This window comes from Nocardia sp. NPDC058640, from assembly GCF_042716995.1.
Taxonomy (GTDB): domain Bacteria; phylum Actinomycetota; class Actinomycetes; order Mycobacteriales; family Mycobacteriaceae; genus Nocardia.
In genome coordinates this window covers 1-17,260 of the sequence record NZ_JBHXRG010000024.1, presented here as the reverse complement: position 1 = coordinate 17,260, position 17,260 = coordinate 1, and the positions used below count along the sequence as shown (strand labels likewise).

Sequence of the window (17,260 nt, the reverse complement as noted above, 5' to 3'; positions counted from 1 at the left end):
GGCCAAGAGTAGCGGGTGAAACCCCGCACAGAGGTAAGGGATGAGTAAGCATCCCGTTACCTCTGAGCACCCCAACTACGTCAACGCCCCGAACCATCATCGCCGCTGGTTTGTGGATCGTACGGACGCAGTCTTGACGGAGGCGAAACGACGAAGGGCCCACGCTCAGCTCGCTGAGTGGCCGACATCGACAGCCGACTTTCTTGAAGGCAGAGGCATGACGCAACTTCCTGGCCACAGGTCACCCGGAGTCACCGGGCTCTACGATCCGGCATTCGAACACGACGCCTGTGGCGTCGCGTTCGTCGCCGACATGCACGGACGGCGCAGTCGAGACATCGTCGACAAGGCCATCACGGCCCTGCTGAACCTGGAGCACCGCGGTGCTGCGGGTGCCGAGCCGAACTCCGGCGACGGCGCGGGCATCCTGCTGCAGCTGCCGGACAAGTTCTTCCGTGCGATCCTCGCCGAAGAAGGCGCCACTTTCGAGTTGCCGCCGGAAGGCTCCTACGCCTCCGGTATCGCCTTCCTGCCGCAGGCCCGTCGCGAAGCCGCACGTGCCGCCTACGGCGTCGAGAAGATCGTCACCGAAGAGGGTCTGGCCGTTCTCGGCTGGCGCGAGGTCCCCATCGACGAGTCGTCGCTGGGCGCACTGGCGCGCGATGCCATGCCGACCCTGCGGCAGATCTTCATCGGTTCGCCCAAGAACTCCGCCGAGCAGCTGTCGGGCATGGACCTGGAGCGTCGCGCCTACGTGATCCGCAAGCGGATCGAGCACGAGCTCGGCCAGGCCGGTCCCGGTGAGGGCACTGTCGGCAAGGAATCGGTGTACTTCCCGAGCCTGTCCGGCCAGACCTTCATCTACAAGGGCATGTTCACCACGCCGCAGCTGCGCGCGTTCTACCTGGACCTGCACGACGAGCGCGTGGAGTCCGCACTGGGCATCGTGCACTCGCGCTTCTCCACCAACACGTTCCCCTCGTGGCCGCTGGCGCACCCGTTCCGTCGGGTCGCTCACAACGGTGAGATCAACACCGTCACCGGTAACGAGAACTGGATGCGCGCCCGTGAGGCGCTGCTGCGCAGCGACGTGTTCGGCAAGGACGAGGCGGGCAAGAACCGTCTGCAGAAGATCTTCCCGGTCTGCACCCCCGGCGCGTCCGATACCGCGCGTTTCGACGAGGTGCTGGAACTGCTGCACCTGGGCGGTCGCGAGCTGCACCACGCGATCATGATGATGATCCCCGAGGCGTGGGAGCGGAACGAGAACCTCGACCCCGAGCGGCGTGCGTTCTACGAGTACCACTCGATGCTGATGGAGCCGTGGGACGGCCCGGCGGCGGTCTGCTTCTCCGATGGCACCAAGATCGGCGCCGTGCTCGACCGCAACGGTCTGCGCCCGGGTCGCATCTGGGTCACCGAAGACGGCCTGGTCGTGCTGGCGTCCGAGGTCGGCGTGCTCGACATCGATCCGTCGACCGTGGTCCAGAAGATCCGCCTGCAGCCGGGCAAGATGTTCCTGGTCGACACCGAAAAGGGCCGCATCGTCACCGACGAAGAGGTCAAGTCGGAGCTCGCCCAGGCGGAGCCCTACCAGCAGTGGCTCGACGAGGGCGTCAGCCGTCTCGCCGACCTGCCCGACCGCCCGCACGTGCACATGTCGCACGACCGCGTGCTGATCCGTCAGCAGATCTTCGGATACACCACCGAGGACCTGAACCTGCTGATCACGCCGATGGCCAAGACCGGCGGCGAGGCACTGGGCTCGATGGGTACCGATACGCCGATCGCGGTGCTGTCGAACCGGTCGCGTCTGCTGTTCGACTACTTCTCGCAGCTGTTCGCACAGGTCACGAACCCGCCGCTCGACGCGATTCGTGAAAAGGTCGTCACCAGCCTCAAGCGCAACCTCGGCCCCGAGGCCGACTTGCTGCACCCGGGCCCTGACTCCTGTCGTCAGATCGCGCTCGAACAGCCCATTCTGGACAACGACGAGCTGGCCAAGCTCGTGCACATCAACGACGACGGCAGCCAGCCGGGCCTGCGCTCGGTGGTCGTGCGCGGTCTGTACCCGGTCGCCGAGGGCGGCGAGGGTCTGCGCAAGGCACTCGAGGCCATCAACACCCAGGTATCGGCCGCCATCGACGGTGGCGCGCGGATCATCGTGCTGTCGGACCGTGAGTCCAACGAGAAGCTGGCGCCGATCCCGTCGCTGCTGCTCACCTCCTCGGTGCACCACCACCTGGTGCGCGAACGCACTCGCACCATGGTCGGCCTGGTCGTGGAGGCCGGTGACGCCCGCGAGGTGCACCACATGGCTCTGCTGATCGGTTTCGGTGCCGCCGCGATCAACCCGTACATGGCCTTCGAGACCATCGAGGACATGCTCGAGCGCGGCTCGCTGGAGATGCCCGGCAGCACCGGCAACCACGACGCCGACTTCCGCAAGGCCGTCGCGAACTACTGCACCGCGGGCTCCAACGGCGTGCTCAAGGTGATGTCGAAGATGGGCATCTCCACGCTGGCCTCCTACAACGGCGCCCAGCTGTACCAGGTCATCGGCCTGGCGCAGGACCTGGTCGACGAGTACTTCACCGGTCTGCGCTCCCCGCTGGGCGGCATCGGTCTCGACGAGATCGCCGAAGAGGTGGCCATCCGCCATCGCGTGGCGTTCCTGGAGAACCGCAACGAGCGCGCGCACCGCGAGCTCGAGGTCGGCGGCGAGTACCAGTGGCGTCGTGAGGGCGAGTACCACCTGTTCAACCCGGACACGGTGTTCAAGCTGCAGCACGCGACTCGCACCGGTCAGTACTCGATCTTCAAGGAGTACACCAAGCTGGTCGACGATCAGTCCGAGCGCCTCGCCGCGCTGCGTGGGCTGTTCAAGTTCAAGTCGGGTCAGCGCGCGCCGATCTCCATCGACGAGGTCGAGCCCGCGTCCGAGATCGTGAAGCGTTTCTCGACCGGCGCGATGAGCTACGGCTCCATCTCGGCCGAGGCGCACGAGACCCTCGCGATCGCGATGAACCGCATCGGCGCTCGCTCGAACTCCGGTGAGGGCGGCGAAAGCCCCGCTCGCTTCGAGGTCGAGGAGAACGGTGACTGGCGTCGGTCGGCGATCAAGCAGGTCGCGTCGGGTCGCTTCGGCGTCACCGCGCACTACCTGACCAACGCCACCGACATCCAGATCAAGATGGCCCAGGGCGCCAAGCCGGGCGAGGGCGGCCAGCTGCCCGCGCACAAGGTGTACCCGTGGGTCGCCGAGGTGCGGCACTCCACGCCGGGCGTGGGTCTCATTTCCCCGCCGCCGCACCACGACATCTACTCGATCGAGGATCTGGCCCAGCTGATCCACGACCTGAAGAACGCGAACCCGCAGGCTCGGATTCACGTGAAACTTGTCGCGGAGCCGGGTGTCGGCACCGTCGCCACCGGTGTGTCCAAAGCACACGCCGACGTCGTGCTCATCTCGGGTCATGACGGCGGTACCGGCGCTTCGCCGCTGACTTCGTTGAAGCACGCCGGTGGTCCCTGGGAGCTCGGCCTGGCCGAGACCCAGCAGACGCTGCTGCTCAACGGCCTGCGTGACCGCATCGTGGTCCAGGTCGACGGTCAGATGAAGACCGGCCGCGACGTGATGATCGCCGCGCTGCTCGGCGCCGAGGAGTTCGGTTTCGCGACCGCGCCCCTGGTGGTCTCGGGCTGCGTCATGATGCGTGTGTGCCACCTGGACACCTGCCCGGTCGGCATCGCCACCCAGAACCCGGTTCTGCGTGAGCGTTTCACCGGCAAGCCGGAATTCGTCGAGAACTTCATGATGTTCATCGCCGAAGAGGTCCGTGAGCTGCTCGCCGAGCTCGGTTTCCGCACGCTGGACGAGGCCGTCGGCCGCGTCGACCTGCTCGACACCGCCGCCGCCAAGCAGCACTACAAGGCCGCCAAGCTGGACCTGTCGCCGATCCTGGACATGCCGGAAACGGCGTTCATGAACCAGGACACCCGGTGCACCACCACCCAGGACCACGGGCTGGACAAGGCGCTGGACAACGAACTGATCGCGCAGAGCGCCCCGGCGCTCGAGCGTGGCCAGGCCGTGAAGATCGAATCCAAGATCACCAACGTCAACCGCACGGTCGGCACCATGCTCGGCCACGAGGTGACCAAGCTCTACGGTGGCGCGGGCCTGCCCGACGACACCATCGACATCACCTTCACCGGTTCGGCGGGCAACAGCTTCGGCGCGTTCGTCCCGGCCGGCATCACGCTGCGCGTGTTCGGTGACGCCAACGACTACGTCGGCAAGGGTCTGTCGGGTGGCCGCATCGTGGTCCGTCCGTCGACCGACGCACCGGAAAGCTTTGTCGCCGAAGACAACATCATCGCGGGCAACGTGATCATGTTCGGCGCCACCAGCGGTCGCATCCTGATCAACGGTGTCGCGGGCGAACGCTTCGGCGTGCGTAACTCCGGTGCCACCGCGGTCGTGGAGGGTGTGGGCGACCACGCGCTCGAGTACATGACCGGTGGTCGCGTGGTCATCCTCGGTGACACCGGGCGCAACCTCGGTGCAGGCATGTCCGGTGGTGTGGCCTACATCTACGACCCGGAGGGCAAGCTGCCCGGTCGGGTCAACCCGGATCAGATCGAGGCGATCGAGCAGCTGTCCGGTGACGACTTCACCTGGCTGCGCGACATCATCACCACCCACCGTGACGAAACGGGATCGGCTGTGGCCGAACGCATCCTGAGCGACTGGTCCCAGCAGGTGAACCATTTCGTGAAGGTCATGCCCCGCGAATACAAGAAGGTTCTGCTCGCCATCTCCGAGGCCGAAAAGGCCGGCAAGGATGTCGACACGGCGATCATGGAGGCGGCTCGTGGTTAGTCAAGGAGTTTTAACGATGATGTCGACACAGCACAGTGATTCTTCGGGGGCGGCTCGTGGCTGACCCACAAGGTTTTTTGAAGCACACCTCGCGGGAAACCCCGGCCCGTCGTCCGGTCGATCTGCGACTGATGGACTGGAAAGAGGTCTACGAGACCGAGTCCTTCACCAAGCAGACCCTGCAGACCCAGGCCAGCCGCTGCATGGACTGCGGAATTCCCTTCTGCCACCAGGGTTGTCCGCTGGGGAACCTGATTCCCGAGTGGAACGACCTGGTGTACAAGGGTGCGTGGCGCGAAGGCATCGACCGCCTGCACGCCACCAACAACTTCCCGGAGTTCACCGGTCGGTTGTGCCCCGCCCCGTGTGAGGCGTCCTGCGTGCTCGGCATCAACCAGCAGCCGGTCACCATCAAGCAGGTCGAGGTCGAACTCATCGAGAACGCCTTCGACGAAGGCTGGGTCACCCCGGTGTACCCGACCCGCCTGACCGGCAAGAAGATCGCCGTCGTCGGTTCGGGCCCGGCCGGTCTGGCCGCCGCCCAGCAGCTGACGCGCGCCGGTCACACCGTGACCGTGTTCGAGCGGGACGACCGCATCGGTGGCCTGATGCGCTACGGCATCCCGGAATTCAAGATGGAGAAGTCGGTCATCGACCGTCGTCTGGCCCAGATGGAGGCCGAAGGCACCATCTTCAAGACCAGCGTCAATGTCGGTGTCGACATCACCGCCGAGCAGCTGCGTGAGCGTTTCGACGCGATCGTGCTGGCCGGTGGCGCCACCATCGCCCGCGACCTGCCGATCCCCGGGCGCGAGCTCGACGGCATCCACCAGGCGATGGAGTTCCTGCCGCTGTCCAACCGGGTCCAGCTCGGTGACGACATCGCCGACGAAGAAGGCCTGCCCCCGATCCACGCCAAGGGCAAGAAGGTCATCATCATCGGTGGCGGCGACACCGGCGCCGACTGCCTGGGCACCTCGCACCGCCACGGCGCCGAGTCGGTCCACCAGTTCGAGATCATGCCGCGTCCTCCCGAGGAGCGCGCGGGCTCGACCCCGTGGCCGACCTACCCGCTGATGTACCGCGTCGCCTCGGCACACGAAGAGGGCGGCGAACGCCTGTTCTCGGTGAACACCGAGCGTTTCGTGGGCAAGGACGGCAAGGTCACCGGTCTCGAGGCCCACGAGGTCAAGATGTCCAACGGCCGTTTCGAGAAGGTCGAAGGCACCGACTTCACCCTCGAGGCCGACCTGGTCCTGCTGTCGATGGGCTTCGTCGGCCCGCAGAAGCCGGGCCTGCTCACCGACCTGGGCGTGGGCTACGACGGTCGCGGCAACGTCCAGCGCGACAAGAACTGGGCCACCAACATCCCCGGCGTGTTCGTCGCCGGCGACATGGGCCGCGGCCAGTCCCTGATCGTGTGGGCCATCGCCGAGGGCCGCGCCGCCGCCTCGGCAGTCGACAAGTTCCTCGAGGGCGAAACCGCGCTGCCCGCGCCGATCCCCCCGACGGCAGTCGCCCAGCGTTGACCTGCTGAACAACCAAGGCACCCGCGGACTTTCGAGTCCGCGGGTGCCTTTTTCTGTGCCGCGGTGATGGCCCCGCTTATGCGGCAGTCGAGGTAGGATAAAAGTATGGCCAAACGTAAGATCACTGTAACGGTTGACGAAGAGATCGTCGACCTGGCACGCGAGCTGGGCGATTCGCACCTGTCCGCGGTGGTGAACGCGGCTCTGACCGAACATGTCGACCGCCTGGCTCGTCGTGCGGCGTTGGGCGCGCTGATCGAATCCTGGGACCGCGAGTTGGGGCCGGTTTCCGACTCCGACACCGCGTACGCGCGCGCGGCCTTCGATGAGTTGGATGCGGCTGCGCGAATGCGAGACATCGCGTGAACGCATTGCCCGTGGTGTTGGACTCGGCCGGGCTGTCGGCGGCGTCGGAAGCGAAGCCGCCTGCTCGGTTACGGGCGCTGCTGGCCGAGGCTTACGCGCGCGGCAGCGATGTGATCGTGCCTGCCGTGATCTGCGCGGAGGTGTGTCGTGGGGTTGCGCGCACGCGTGGGGTCGAAACGTTGGTGACGCGGAAGCTCCCGGATAACTCGGGCAACCGCGCGATCGCACTGGCCGAAACGGATTTCACTCTGGCCAGGCAGGTGGGGGCTGTCCTGGCGGGTGCGGGTGTCGGCAGCGAATATATCGCGGACGCGCATGTTGTCGCGGTCTGCGCGCAGCATGGTGGCGGCATGGTGATCACCTCCGACCCGCACGACATCACCCGGCTGGCCGCCACCGTGCCGTCGGCTCGGATCGTGGTGCGGGCACCGGATTGAGGCCAACTTTTGTCATTCCCCCCACACACCGCGGATCGGCCGCCGAATCCGGACACGTTGCCGGGTACCTGCGGGTTTGCGGGGAATGTGCGTGGGGGTATGAACGGGTATGTGGTGCAACAGGTTCGGTGCCTCGGCAAACGACCTAGCTCATCTCCGGTGCAGCACATAGACTTTCCGTGTCTAGGTGTAACCGGTGATCCGAGGGGGAGCTGTGCCGTTGCCGCCGGGAACGTTGGCGAACCTTCGCCGAGCCGCGCAGGGCGGTGACGGTACCGCCATGCACAATCTCGCCCACTTCTACCACGACCACAGCGATTTCGAGGCGGCGGAGCTGTGGTTTCGGCGTGCCGCGGCGGCGGGTCATACGCGGTCGATGAACAATCTCGCGGTGCTGCTCGATCAGTTCGGCGAGCTCGACGAGGCCGAATCCTGGTACCGCCGTGCGGCCGCGGGCGGCAACAGCAACGCCATGTACAACCTGGCCACGATGCTCTACCAGTCCGGTGATCGTGTGGACGCCGAAACTTGGTACCACCACGCGGCTATGGCGGGCCATGTCGACGCGATGTACAACCTGGCGCGCCTGTGCGAAGACCAGCACCGCTTCGACGATGCCGAGGCCTGGTACGGCGAGGCTGCCGATCACGGTGACATCGATGCCGTGAACAACTTAGGCATGCTGCTGCGAGACCGTGGCGCCACCACGGAGGCACGCCGCTGCTTCCGTCGCGCCGCCGATCTGGGCCACCCCCGTGCGATGGCGAATCTGGCCGCCCTGCTGGAATCCCAAGGCGCGCACCGGGAAGCGCAAGCCTGGTACCGCCGCGCGGCAGGCTGATTCGCACTATTGCGTTCCCATCGATGGGAACTGCGCGCGTTCGATTCGGCGATGCTTGCGAAGAATCCGAAACGATAGTTCGCCCGGTAATCGCTGAACAGTGGATTCGCACAGTGATCACCGGTTATAGCGGGTGGCAGCGAACCATCGGGTGAGTTACTGAAAAGTATTGATACCGCGCGGTTTACCAGCAAACCCCAGCAAACATATTGTGCGACAGCAATTTTCCGGCGTTCGAGATGCGGCGAATAGCCCGCGGGTATACCGTCGTTCCCGATCGACAAACGAGGACGTTCGGGGGCGCGGTGAATTCACTTGATGGCTGCTTGAAGCGCATCATGGACATTCCCGGGGCGCGCAGTGTGACACTGGTGGACGGGGCGAGTGGGTTGGCCATCGCAGGGGCGGGCCAGCGGCACGGCATCGACGAACACGAGGACGCGGCGGGCACCACCGATGTGGTGCGCGCGGCGCTGGGGTGCACCGCGCTGGGCAGCGCCGACGACGACCTCACCGAGATCGTGGTGTGCCGGACCAGGGGTTTTCACCTATTGCACCTGGTCGACGGTGACTTCGACGGCCGGTTGTTCATGCACGTCGAATTCGACGGCGACACCGGCAATCTGGGCATGGCCCGCTATCAGCTGCGGTCGGCGCTGGAGGAATTGACGGGCGGGAACCGATGAGCGTGGCACTGGCCGACGAATTGCATCGCCTCGGCGAAGAAGGCTCCACCGGCATATTGCGCGCGGGCGACGGCGAATTCCACCTGGTGCGTGGCACTATCGCGTCGGTGGGTTGCGAGCGAACCATCGGCCTCGACAGATTGGCCGTGGAGGCCGGTGTAGCAACGGCGGAGGATTGGCGCAGAGCGGGCGCGGGCGACCCCGGCCCACTGCTCCATCGCCCCCAACTGGAAACACTTGCGCTGCTCTCGGTTTTCGACGCCGCGTATTTCTTGCTGGCCTCCGACGACGAGCCGGAATTCCTTGCCACACCAGAACATTGGCTTGCCCCGGTCTGCCATATCGCCCCGCGCGCACTCGTGCACGAATGCGAACGCCGCAGCGACAGCGACGACAGTGCGTGGTCCGCCGACCTGGTGACCATGGTCCCGGTCGTGCCGGCGCGGCGCGTCAAGCGAAACCAACTGTTGCTCACCGGAAGTCAGGTCGAAGTGCTGGCCGCGGCCGACACGCGTCGCAGCATCGCCGACATCGCCAGGGAACTGGGCCGCACCACCTACGGCTGCCTGGTCGCCGTGCGCCAACTCACCGCCGCGGGTGTGATCGAGCCACCGCAGCAGGTCAACGTCGAAAACCGCGGCCGCCACCTCACGCTGGCACCGACACTGGCCGACCACGAACCGTCGAACACTTCGACACCCCACGTGCCCTCGCTGCCCAAACGCATACCCGGCAGCCTGGGACCGGTCCGCTCCCCGCAGGGAACGGGCGCACGATCGGGCAGGCACGCGATCGACGAGGAAGCGACCGCGTCCACCCAGTTTCGCGTAACCCGTTCCCACCCAGCGCAACCCGAACAGTGGGAACAGGTGGATCGCGAAATACTCATCCGGCTCAGGGCGGCGTTGGAGGAGCTTGCGTGACCGTGCGGAAGAAACTGCTCGGTGAATGGAGGGGAAGGTTGACCAAGGTGCCGATGACCGCGCCCGACAACGGCAGGCCGGAACACGGTGCGCCACAGCACTATCCGGTGGTGCAAGCCGAGCTGAAGTCGTTGCGCGAACGACTACCGCAGATCGTGGGGTCGCTGGTGGCCTCGGGTGACGGTCTGCTCATCGAACACGACCTGCCCGCCCACTTGGAACCGGCGGGCATGGCCGCGCTGTCGGCCGCGCAGTTGTCGCTGTCGTACCGACTGGCCAACACCGCGCACGGCGGCGGCTTCAACGAGGTCGTCGTGCACGGCACGGAGGGGCAGGTGGTGATCTACGCCGCCGGCTACACCTGCCTGGCCGTGCTCGCGGGTCCGGAAATAAACGTCGGCCGACTCCACCTGGAGTCGCGACCGGTAGCACGCGCCATCGCCGCCCATCTGGCGACGCCGGCACTCGAATGAAAGGCACGACATGTCGAATATGGATCTGGCTCTGAAGGACATGATGGTGATCGACGGCGCGATCGGCGCCGCGATCGTGGACTACAGCAGCGGTATGGCACTGGGGATGCTCAGCAGCAGCAAGGCTTTGGACCTGCAGGTCGCCGCCGCGGGCAACACCGAGGTGGTGCGCGCGAAGATGCGCACGATCGAGCAGCTGGGTCTCAACGAGGAGATCGAGGACATGCTGATCACCCTGGGCAACCAGTACCACGTGATCCGCCCGATGACCGGGCGCAAGTCCAAGGGCCTGTTCCTGTACCTGGCCCTGGATCGCGGCCGCGCCAACCTGGCACTGGCCCGGCACAAGCTCAAGGGCATCGAAGAAGACCTCGAGGTCTAGGGGTTTCGTCCCTGGGGGGATGTCGGCGGCGCTGGTGTGCCGCCGACATTTCCGTGTCCTCGGTGCGAAATGAACGCTGGGACAACTGGTCGACCCGTGCTGTTCGCTCGCGCACGGGACAATATCGGTGCGTCGAGTCACAAGATCACCGGTCATGTGGCACGGCGGGACCCGGACGCCTATTGTGATTCGCGGCGAGGTCTGGGGCCACAACGTCAGGTATCGGGGTTTGCCCGTGCACGCGCGGGCAAGGTTGGACTGGAGCGGTATGCAGGTGAAGAAGGTTGTCGCGGCTATGGGAGCGTTCGCCGCGACGATGTCCGGAATTGTTGTCGGCAGCTCGAGCGCGCACGCGGCGCCGGCCTGCCCGAGTCTGTACGTAGTAGCCATTCCCGGCACCTGGGAAACCGGCCATGACAAGTCGCCCGGTCCCGGCATGCTCGCCGGTGTCACCAACGGCCTACCCCGCAACACCGACGTCGACTACGTCACCTACGCCGCGACCGCGTTCCCCTGGGAAGGCGATGTCTACGGCAACTCCAAGAAGCAGGCCGTGGATGCCGCGCGCTCGCTGATCACCGCGAAGCTCGCGTTCTGCGGTGACACCAAGGCCGCCATCGTGGGCTACAGCCAGGGTGCCGACGCCGCGGGCGATCTGGCCGCCGAGATCGGCACCGGCATCAGCACGATCCCGCAGGACCGGGTCGCCGCGGTCGGCCTGATCTCCGATCCGCGCCGCTCGCCCACCGACGTGCAGGTCGGCCCGCACGCCGCGGGCGCGGGTGCCGGTGGTGCTCGTCCGGGCGGCTTCGGCTGGCTCAGCGACCGCACGCGCACCATCTGCGCGGTCGACGACCTGTACTGCGCCACCGCCACCGACGATTTCGTGACTCGCTTCGCGGGCTTCCTTGCCCAGAGCTCGGACGCCAACCCGGCGAACCTGTGGCGCTACCAGATCGAAGCGGGCGCCATCATGAACGACCTGATGATGCACGGCGGCGTGCCCACGCTGGGCGCGCAGCTGACCGACGCCGCCAACCAGAAGCGGGCCAAGGATCTCGAGCAGTTCTACCGCTCGCAGGCGCACACGCTGTACGGCAGTTACTCGGTGGGTGGCGGGCAGACCGCTATCTCGTGGATGCACAACTGGATCGCTCAGCAGGCCTGACGGTTCTCGGAGCCCGGTGTCGCGTGCTGCGGCGCCGGGCTTTTTGCTGCGCTGGTCTATTTGCGAGACAGGGCTCGTGGCAGCAGGTCCCAGACGTGGCCGTTCTCGTTGATGGTGGCGGCGGTGCGGGTGCCGGTGCGCGAGTACAGGATTCGCGTGACCGAGCAGTAGTCGATGGGGAACGTCAGCGGTCGCAGTAGGCCGAGGACGTCGGCGAGCAACACGTTGATGACACCGCCGTGAGCGAACGCGACGACCGTGTCATCGGGAGCCGTTGTGGCAAACAGCTTTTCGACGGCGGCCAGGACCCGCGCGGTGAACGCCGGCCCATCGATCTCCTCGGGCAGATACCCGGCCTTGATCCGCGCATAGGCGTGCGCGAGCTCGGTTTTCGCATCCTCGATCGGAATGTAAGCGGGCAGGTCGCGATCGTATTCGGCCAGATCGTCGATGACCTCGACGGCTAGTTCGCGCGCGGTCGCGGTCGGCAGCGCGGTATCGCGGGCCCGGCGCTGTGGGCTGCTGACGATGCGGGTGATCGCGTGCGGAGCCAACACGGCCGGAACCCGGTCGGCCTGCAGACGGCCGATCTCGGTGAGACCGGGGTCCGCGGCGGTGGTAACCCCCACGACGCGTTCGGGCTGGGCATGACGCACAAGAATCAGCTGCACCCCCACACCCTAGGGGCCCCGGCTGGAACTACGGTGCCTCGTCCAATTCCTCGCGGGCGGTGACCTCGTCGGTATCGACCACGATCATGTCGCGCCCCTTCTCCACCAGCACATCGAGATAACCCGGCGACACCCGCATGACGTACCCGACCACCGGCCCCTTCTTGGTTTCGATCCGCTCCAGCGGCGCCCACGGCACCCGCAGCACCGCGGCGAAAACCAGCCCGATCACGGTGATCAGCACGACCGTGCCCGCGATGTACCAGTGCGCGACCGCCGCGCCCCACCGGTCCTGACCGTGCGCGCCCGCCCGCAGCAGGAATGTCACCACCGCTACGATCACCAAGGTCAACACCAGTACCCACCACATGTGGAAGCTCAGCAGCAGCGACACCGCGAACAGCGTGACGATGATCAGCCACGCGAGGTTGCCCGCGTTGTCCCAGGTCGGGCGACCCATCCGGATCCGGGTGACGATCGCGGCGGGCCACAGCACCGCGATCGCCGCACCACCGAGCACCGGGTCGGCCATCAGGGTGCCCAGCACCATGCCGACCACGTCTTCGAGGCTGAGGATGTCGGCGAGCGCGAAGGCGCTGTCCCACTCGTAGTCGGAGATCGCGAACATGCGCAGCAGCAGGAACACCGCACCGACCATGGTCGCCGACAGCCCCTTGACCAGCAGGTAACCGTCGCGGGACTCGCTGCGTTCGCTAGCCATGTACGCAGGCTATCGCCGCGAGCCCCGGATCAGATCATGGCTGGCCGTTGCCCTTCTTCTTGTTCTTCATCAGGTAGATGCCACCCACGATCAGCACCACCACGACCAGGCAGCAGATGCCGCCGATGAGCATGCCCTTGTTGCTCTTCTTCTTTTTCGCGAGCAGGTCCGTGGTGGCGTTGACCGCGTCCGAGCTCGCTACGGTGTCGATGAACACGTGCGGGTCGACCAGTGCGGCGGTGGTGAGCAAGTCCAGGTACATGTGATCCCATCCCGAGTATTGGTGGTCCGACATCCCTCCCGGCGCCGGAACTCCGAGACTAGCGCTGTCGCTAGAGGTTTCGGAGCAGATAGTGATCGCCGGTGTGCTGCGATTCGTTTACAGCTGTACCCGTTTCTACCGCGGTTTCACCAACGGGAACGGCAGCGTTTCGCGAATACTGCGCCCGGTGATCAGCATGACCACCCGGTCCACGCCCATGCCGAGCCCGCCCGTGGGTGGCATCGCGTGTTCGAGGGCCTGCAGGAAGTCCTCGTCCAGTTCCATCGCCTCGGGGTCGCCGCCCGCGGCCAGCATCGACTGTTCGGTGAGTCGGCGCCGCTGTTCGACCGGGTCGGTGAGTTCGCTGTAGGCCGTGCCCAATTCGACGCCCCAAGCCACCAGATCCCAGCGTTCGGCCAGTCCGTCGATGCTGCGGTGCGAGCGGGTCAGCGGGGAGACCGAGGTGGGGAAGTCGAGGTAGAACGTGGGGTAGGTGGTCTGTGATTCGACCAGGTGCTCGTACATTTCCAGCACCACTTGCCCTGCGTCCCAACCACTTTGGTAGAGCACGCCCGCTTCGTCGCACAGTTCACGCAGTCGGTCCAGTTCGGTGCGCGCGGTGATCTCGGTGCCGATCGCCTCCGACACCGCGCCGTGCACGGTCTTCACCCGCCACTCGCCGGAGATGTCCACGGTCTCGAAGCCGTCGTCGGTGGGCCGCAACGCCACCTCGGCACCGTTGGCCGCCATCGCCGCGTGCTGGATCAGTCGACGGCACAGGTGCATCATCTGCAGGTAATCACTGTGCGCCTCATAGGCTTCCAGGATCGTGAACTCGGGATTGTGGCTGAAGTCCACGCCTTCGTTGCGGAACGTGCGCCCGATTTCGAACACCTTCTCCATGCCGCCCACGCACAGCCGTTTCAGGTACAGCTCGGGGGCGATGCGCAGGTACAGGTCCAGGTCGTAGGCGTTGATGTGGGTGCGGAACGGTGTCGCGTTGGCACCACCGTGCACCTGCTGCAGGATCGGGGTCTCCACTTCCAGAAAACCCCAGGCGTACAACGAATCTCGCAACGAATGCAGCACCGCGCTGCGCTTGGCCATCAGCTCCCTGGTCTCCGGGTTGATCGCCATGTCCACGTACCGCTGCCGGACCTTGGCCTCGGAATCGGCCAGCCCACGCCACTTGTCGGGCAGCGGGTGCAGGCACTTGCCGTTCATCCGCCAGTCCTGCGCCAGCAGCGACAGTTCGCCGTTGCGGCTGGTGCCGATCTGCCCGCTCACCTCGATCAGATCGCCCAGATCGAAGAATTCGGTGAACTCGTTGCTGCGTTCGGCGCCCACCCGGTCGCGGTCGATCACCAGTTGGATCTCGCCGGTCCAGTCCCGCACCACCGCGAAGATCACGCCGCCGTAGTCGCGAATCCGCAAGATACGCCCCGCGATTCGCACCGTGGTGCCCTTGGGGCAGCGGCGAGCTTGGGCGATGTCGTGGGTCGGCGGGTAGGCCACCGGGTAGGCGTCGATGCCGGTGGCGGTCAGGCGGTCGAGTTTGTCCAGGCGCACCCGCACCTGCTCCGGCCTGCGCGGACCCTGGTCGGTATCGGCGCCGTCGGGCAGTTCCGGCGGGCTGCCGTCGCCGTGCAGGCCGGTGACGGTCGCGGGCACGGCCGAAGTGATGCCGGTGTGTACGGCGGCGTCGGGCTCCTTGCCGATCCGCGGTAGGAAACCCTCCGCCAGCCCACACGCCATCGCCACCCGCGGCAACTGTCGACTGTCCTCGTACAGGAAGAACCGCGGCACCCAGCGCGGGTGGTACTTCACATTCGAGCGATACAGCGCCTCGAGCTGCCACCATTTCGAGAAGAACAGCAGTACCCGACGCCACGCGCGCAGGATCGGGCCTGCGCCGATTTGCCCGCCCTCCTCGAACACCGAGCGAAACACCGCGAAGTTCAACGAGATTCGGGTGATGCCGTACTGGTCCGAGGTCAGCGCCAGCTGGGAGATCATCAGTTCCATCACGCCGTTGGGACTGCTCGGATCGCGCCGCATCAACTCCAACGACACCCCCGTGCGACCCCACGGCACGAACGACAACATGCCGCGCACCTGGTCGTCACCGTCGACGGCCTCCACCAGCAGGCAGTCGCCGTCCAGCGGGTCGCCGAGTCGGCCCAGCGCCATCGAGAACCCGCGTTCGGTCTCGGTGTCGCGCCAGGCGTCGGCGCGGGCGATGATCGGCGCGTACTCGTCGGCCGGGATGTCCCGCCACCGGCGCGCCCGCACCGAATACCCTTGCTTGCGAAGACGATTCGCGGCCTGACGCACCTGCTTCATGTGTGGGCCCGCCAGCGAGAACGTGCGGGTGTCGAGGATGGCCTCGTCGCCCAGCCGCAGCGCCGACATCCCCGCATCGCGGTAGGCGGTCGCGCCGATCTCACTCGCGCCCATCACCGCGGGCGCCCACCCGAATCGGTCGGCCTGCTGCAGCCACGCCCGCACCGCGCCCTGCCACGATTCCTTCGAACCGATCGGATCGCCGCTGGCCAGGCACACCCCCAGCTCCACCCGATAGGTGATGGCGGCCTTGCCGTTCGGCGCGAAAACCACCGCCTTGTCGCGGCGGGTGGCGAAGTAGCCCAGCGAATCCTCGACATCGGCGGCGACCAACAGGCCGCGGATGGCCGACTCGTCCTTGCCGGTCATGGCATTGTCGGCGCGCTGGGAACGCAACAGCACGATCACCGCGGCCAACAGTGCGATCGCACCGAACAGGCCCAGCGCGAAGTTCACCAGGTGCGGTGGTCGCCCGTCGAAATGCTCGTTGTCGACCAGGACCGCACCCGACACCCGATACATCGACCACAGCGGACGCTGCCACCCATCGGAAATCAAAGTGCCGGGGAACAATTCGATCAATCCCCAGCCGACCAACCACCCGACACCAAGGCCCGCCACCAATACCCCGAGCGCCTTCCACAGCGCCCCCGGCCGCACGCGCGTATAGAACTGCTTGTGCGCCACCACCAACAGCACGACCACCACCAGGTGCACCACGCACGCGACCAGTGCGTCGGTGTCGTGCTTGTCGGTGTACTCCGCGATATTGGCGACCGCGAACAACAGCATGTAGCCCACCAGTAGCCACCACGCGATCCGCTTACGGCTCGCGGTCGCACCGGCCAACAGACCGACCACCAACGCCCACACGAGACTGGTCTCGGGGGCGTCGAAGTAGTACTGGTCGATGTAGTGGCGCGGCACCTGCGTGAGATGCCGCAGCGCAGGCGACAAACTCCACAGCAGGCACAGCACCGAGAACACCCCCAGCGCGGTGCCGATGATGTGCGGTAGCTCGGACAACCGGCCGTGTGGGCGGTGCACGGTCGACCCGCTGCCCGGCTGCGCCGAAGGCTCGACGGTTGGCTGCTGCTCGGTTTGCACGGAAGTCACCGGTCCAGTGTGCGTGCCCGCGGCGTGGAAGGTGGGGGCGGTGGGCGCGGCGTGTCCGTGGGCGGGGGCGGTTGCTCGCGGAAACAGGGGAGAGGGTAAGTATTAGCGCATGTCGGAACCAGTCGATGTGCCTATTGATGACGTAGTCATCCGGCTCGGGCAATTCTTGAAGCTGGCCAACCTGATCGATTCGGGGGCCGAAGCCAAAACGGTGATCGCGCAGGGGTTGGTGCGCGTCAACGACGAGGTGGAGCTGCGTCGCGGGCGGCAGTTGGAAGTTGGGGATGTTGTGTTGTTGGCGGGGAACAAAGCGCGAGTGTCTCAGGGATAGTGCCCTGACTTCGGGGTTTGAGTGGTCCCAGATTGTTTGAGGCTGTGTTTTTGGAGCGCTGGCGCGCTCGAGCGCGGCCCCTGAGGGGCCGCGAGTTAGCCACCGTTGCTGGAGGCTGCGCCTCTG

At 66.2% G+C, this 17,260-nt stretch carries 15 protein-coding genes; 11 read left to right on the top strand and 4 right to left on the bottom strand.

From position 1 onward, the window contains the following. Positions 1-217 precede the first annotated feature (217 nt). From gltB to ACFWU5_RS22045, 10 genes are all read left to right on the top strand, one after another. A complete protein-coding gene (gltB, locus tag ACFWU5_RS22090; protein WP_379268551.1) occupies positions 218-4,885 on the top strand; it encodes a glutamate synthase large subunit in 4,668 nt (1,555 codons plus the stop codon). Positions 4,886-4,941: 56 nt separating this feature from the next. Further along, positions 4,942-6,414 (top strand): glutamate synthase subunit beta, encoded by a 1,473-nt coding sequence (locus ACFWU5_RS22085; RefSeq protein ID WP_379268549.1) that lies wholly within the window; start codon positions 4,942-4,944, stop codon positions 6,412-6,414. Positions 6,415-6,519: 105 nt separating this feature from the next. Further along, positions 6,520-6,780: a hypothetical protein gene (locus ACFWU5_RS22080; protein ID WP_379268547.1), complete on the top strand. Its 261-nt coding sequence runs from the start codon at positions 6,520-6,522 to the stop codon at positions 6,778-6,780. After that, complete coding sequence (locus ACFWU5_RS22075; protein ID WP_379268545.1) at positions 6,777-7,217, top strand: type II toxin-antitoxin system VapC family toxin; 441 nt, start codon at positions 6,777-6,779, stop codon at positions 7,215-7,217. The genes ACFWU5_RS22080 and ACFWU5_RS22075 overlap by 4 nt, the downstream gene beginning before the upstream one ends. Before the next feature lie 196 nt (positions 7,218-7,413). After that, positions 7,414-8,058 carry an SEL1-like repeat protein gene (locus ACFWU5_RS22070; RefSeq protein ID WP_379268543.1) on the top strand — a complete coding sequence of 215 codons (645 nt, stop codon included), beginning with the start codon at positions 7,414-7,416 and terminating at the stop codon, positions 8,056-8,058. A gap of 305 nt (positions 8,059-8,363) precedes the next feature. Then, entirely contained in the window at positions 8,364-8,744 is a 381-nt protein-coding gene (locus tag ACFWU5_RS22065) for a hypothetical protein (protein WP_379245206.1), read from the top strand. Next, a complete protein-coding gene (locus ACFWU5_RS22060) occupies positions 8,741-9,667 on the top strand; it encodes a hypothetical protein (protein WP_379268541.1) in 927 nt (308 codons plus the stop codon). The genes ACFWU5_RS22065 and ACFWU5_RS22060 overlap by 4 nt, the downstream gene beginning before the upstream one ends. Further along, on the top strand, positions 9,664-10,140 hold the full coding sequence (locus tag ACFWU5_RS22055) for a roadblock/LC7 domain-containing protein (protein ID WP_379245202.1): 477 nt from the start codon (positions 9,664-9,666) through the stop codon (positions 10,138-10,140). The genes ACFWU5_RS22060 and ACFWU5_RS22055 overlap by 4 nt, the downstream gene beginning before the upstream one ends. A gap of 10 nt (positions 10,141-10,150) precedes the next feature. Next, positions 10,151-10,522: a hypothetical protein gene (locus ACFWU5_RS22050; RefSeq protein ID WP_379268539.1), complete on the top strand. Its 372-nt coding sequence runs from the start codon at positions 10,151-10,153 to the stop codon at positions 10,520-10,522. Between the two features lie 268 nt (positions 10,523-10,790). Continuing rightward, positions 10,791-11,690, top strand: coding sequence for a cutinase family protein (locus ACFWU5_RS22045; protein WP_379268537.1), 900 nt, complete (start codon positions 10,791-10,793; stop codon positions 11,688-11,690). Between the two features lie 56 nt (positions 11,691-11,746). Here the strand turns inward: ACFWU5_RS22045 and ACFWU5_RS22040 are convergent, their stop codons facing one another. The 4 genes from ACFWU5_RS22040 to lysX form a co-directional block, all read right to left on the bottom strand. Beyond that, positions 11,747-12,361 (bottom strand): histidine phosphatase family protein, encoded by a 615-nt coding sequence (locus ACFWU5_RS22040; protein WP_379268535.1) that lies wholly within the window; start codon positions 12,359-12,361, stop codon positions 11,747-11,749. A gap of 28 nt (positions 12,362-12,389) precedes the next feature. Beyond that, complete coding sequence (locus ACFWU5_RS22035; protein WP_379245194.1) at positions 12,390-13,082, bottom strand: hypothetical protein; 693 nt, start codon at positions 13,080-13,082, stop codon at positions 12,390-12,392. 34 nt (positions 13,083-13,116) lie between these two features. Further along, entirely contained in the window at positions 13,117-13,377 is a 261-nt protein-coding gene (locus ACFWU5_RS22030) for a hypothetical protein (protein WP_379268533.1), read from the bottom strand. 102 nt (positions 13,378-13,479) lie between these two features. Further along, entirely contained in the window at positions 13,480-16,803 is a 3,324-nt protein-coding gene (gene lysX / locus ACFWU5_RS22025; RefSeq protein WP_379268531.1) for a bifunctional lysylphosphatidylglycerol synthetase/lysine--tRNA ligase LysX, read from the bottom strand. A gap of 109 nt (positions 16,804-16,912) precedes the next feature. Here lysX and ACFWU5_RS22020 point away from each other — a divergent pair, with 109 nt between their 5' ends. Then, a complete protein-coding gene (locus ACFWU5_RS22020; RefSeq protein ID WP_379245188.1) occupies positions 16,913-17,134 on the top strand; it encodes an RNA-binding S4 domain-containing protein in 222 nt (73 codons plus the stop codon). Positions 17,135-17,260: the final 126 nt, after the last annotated feature.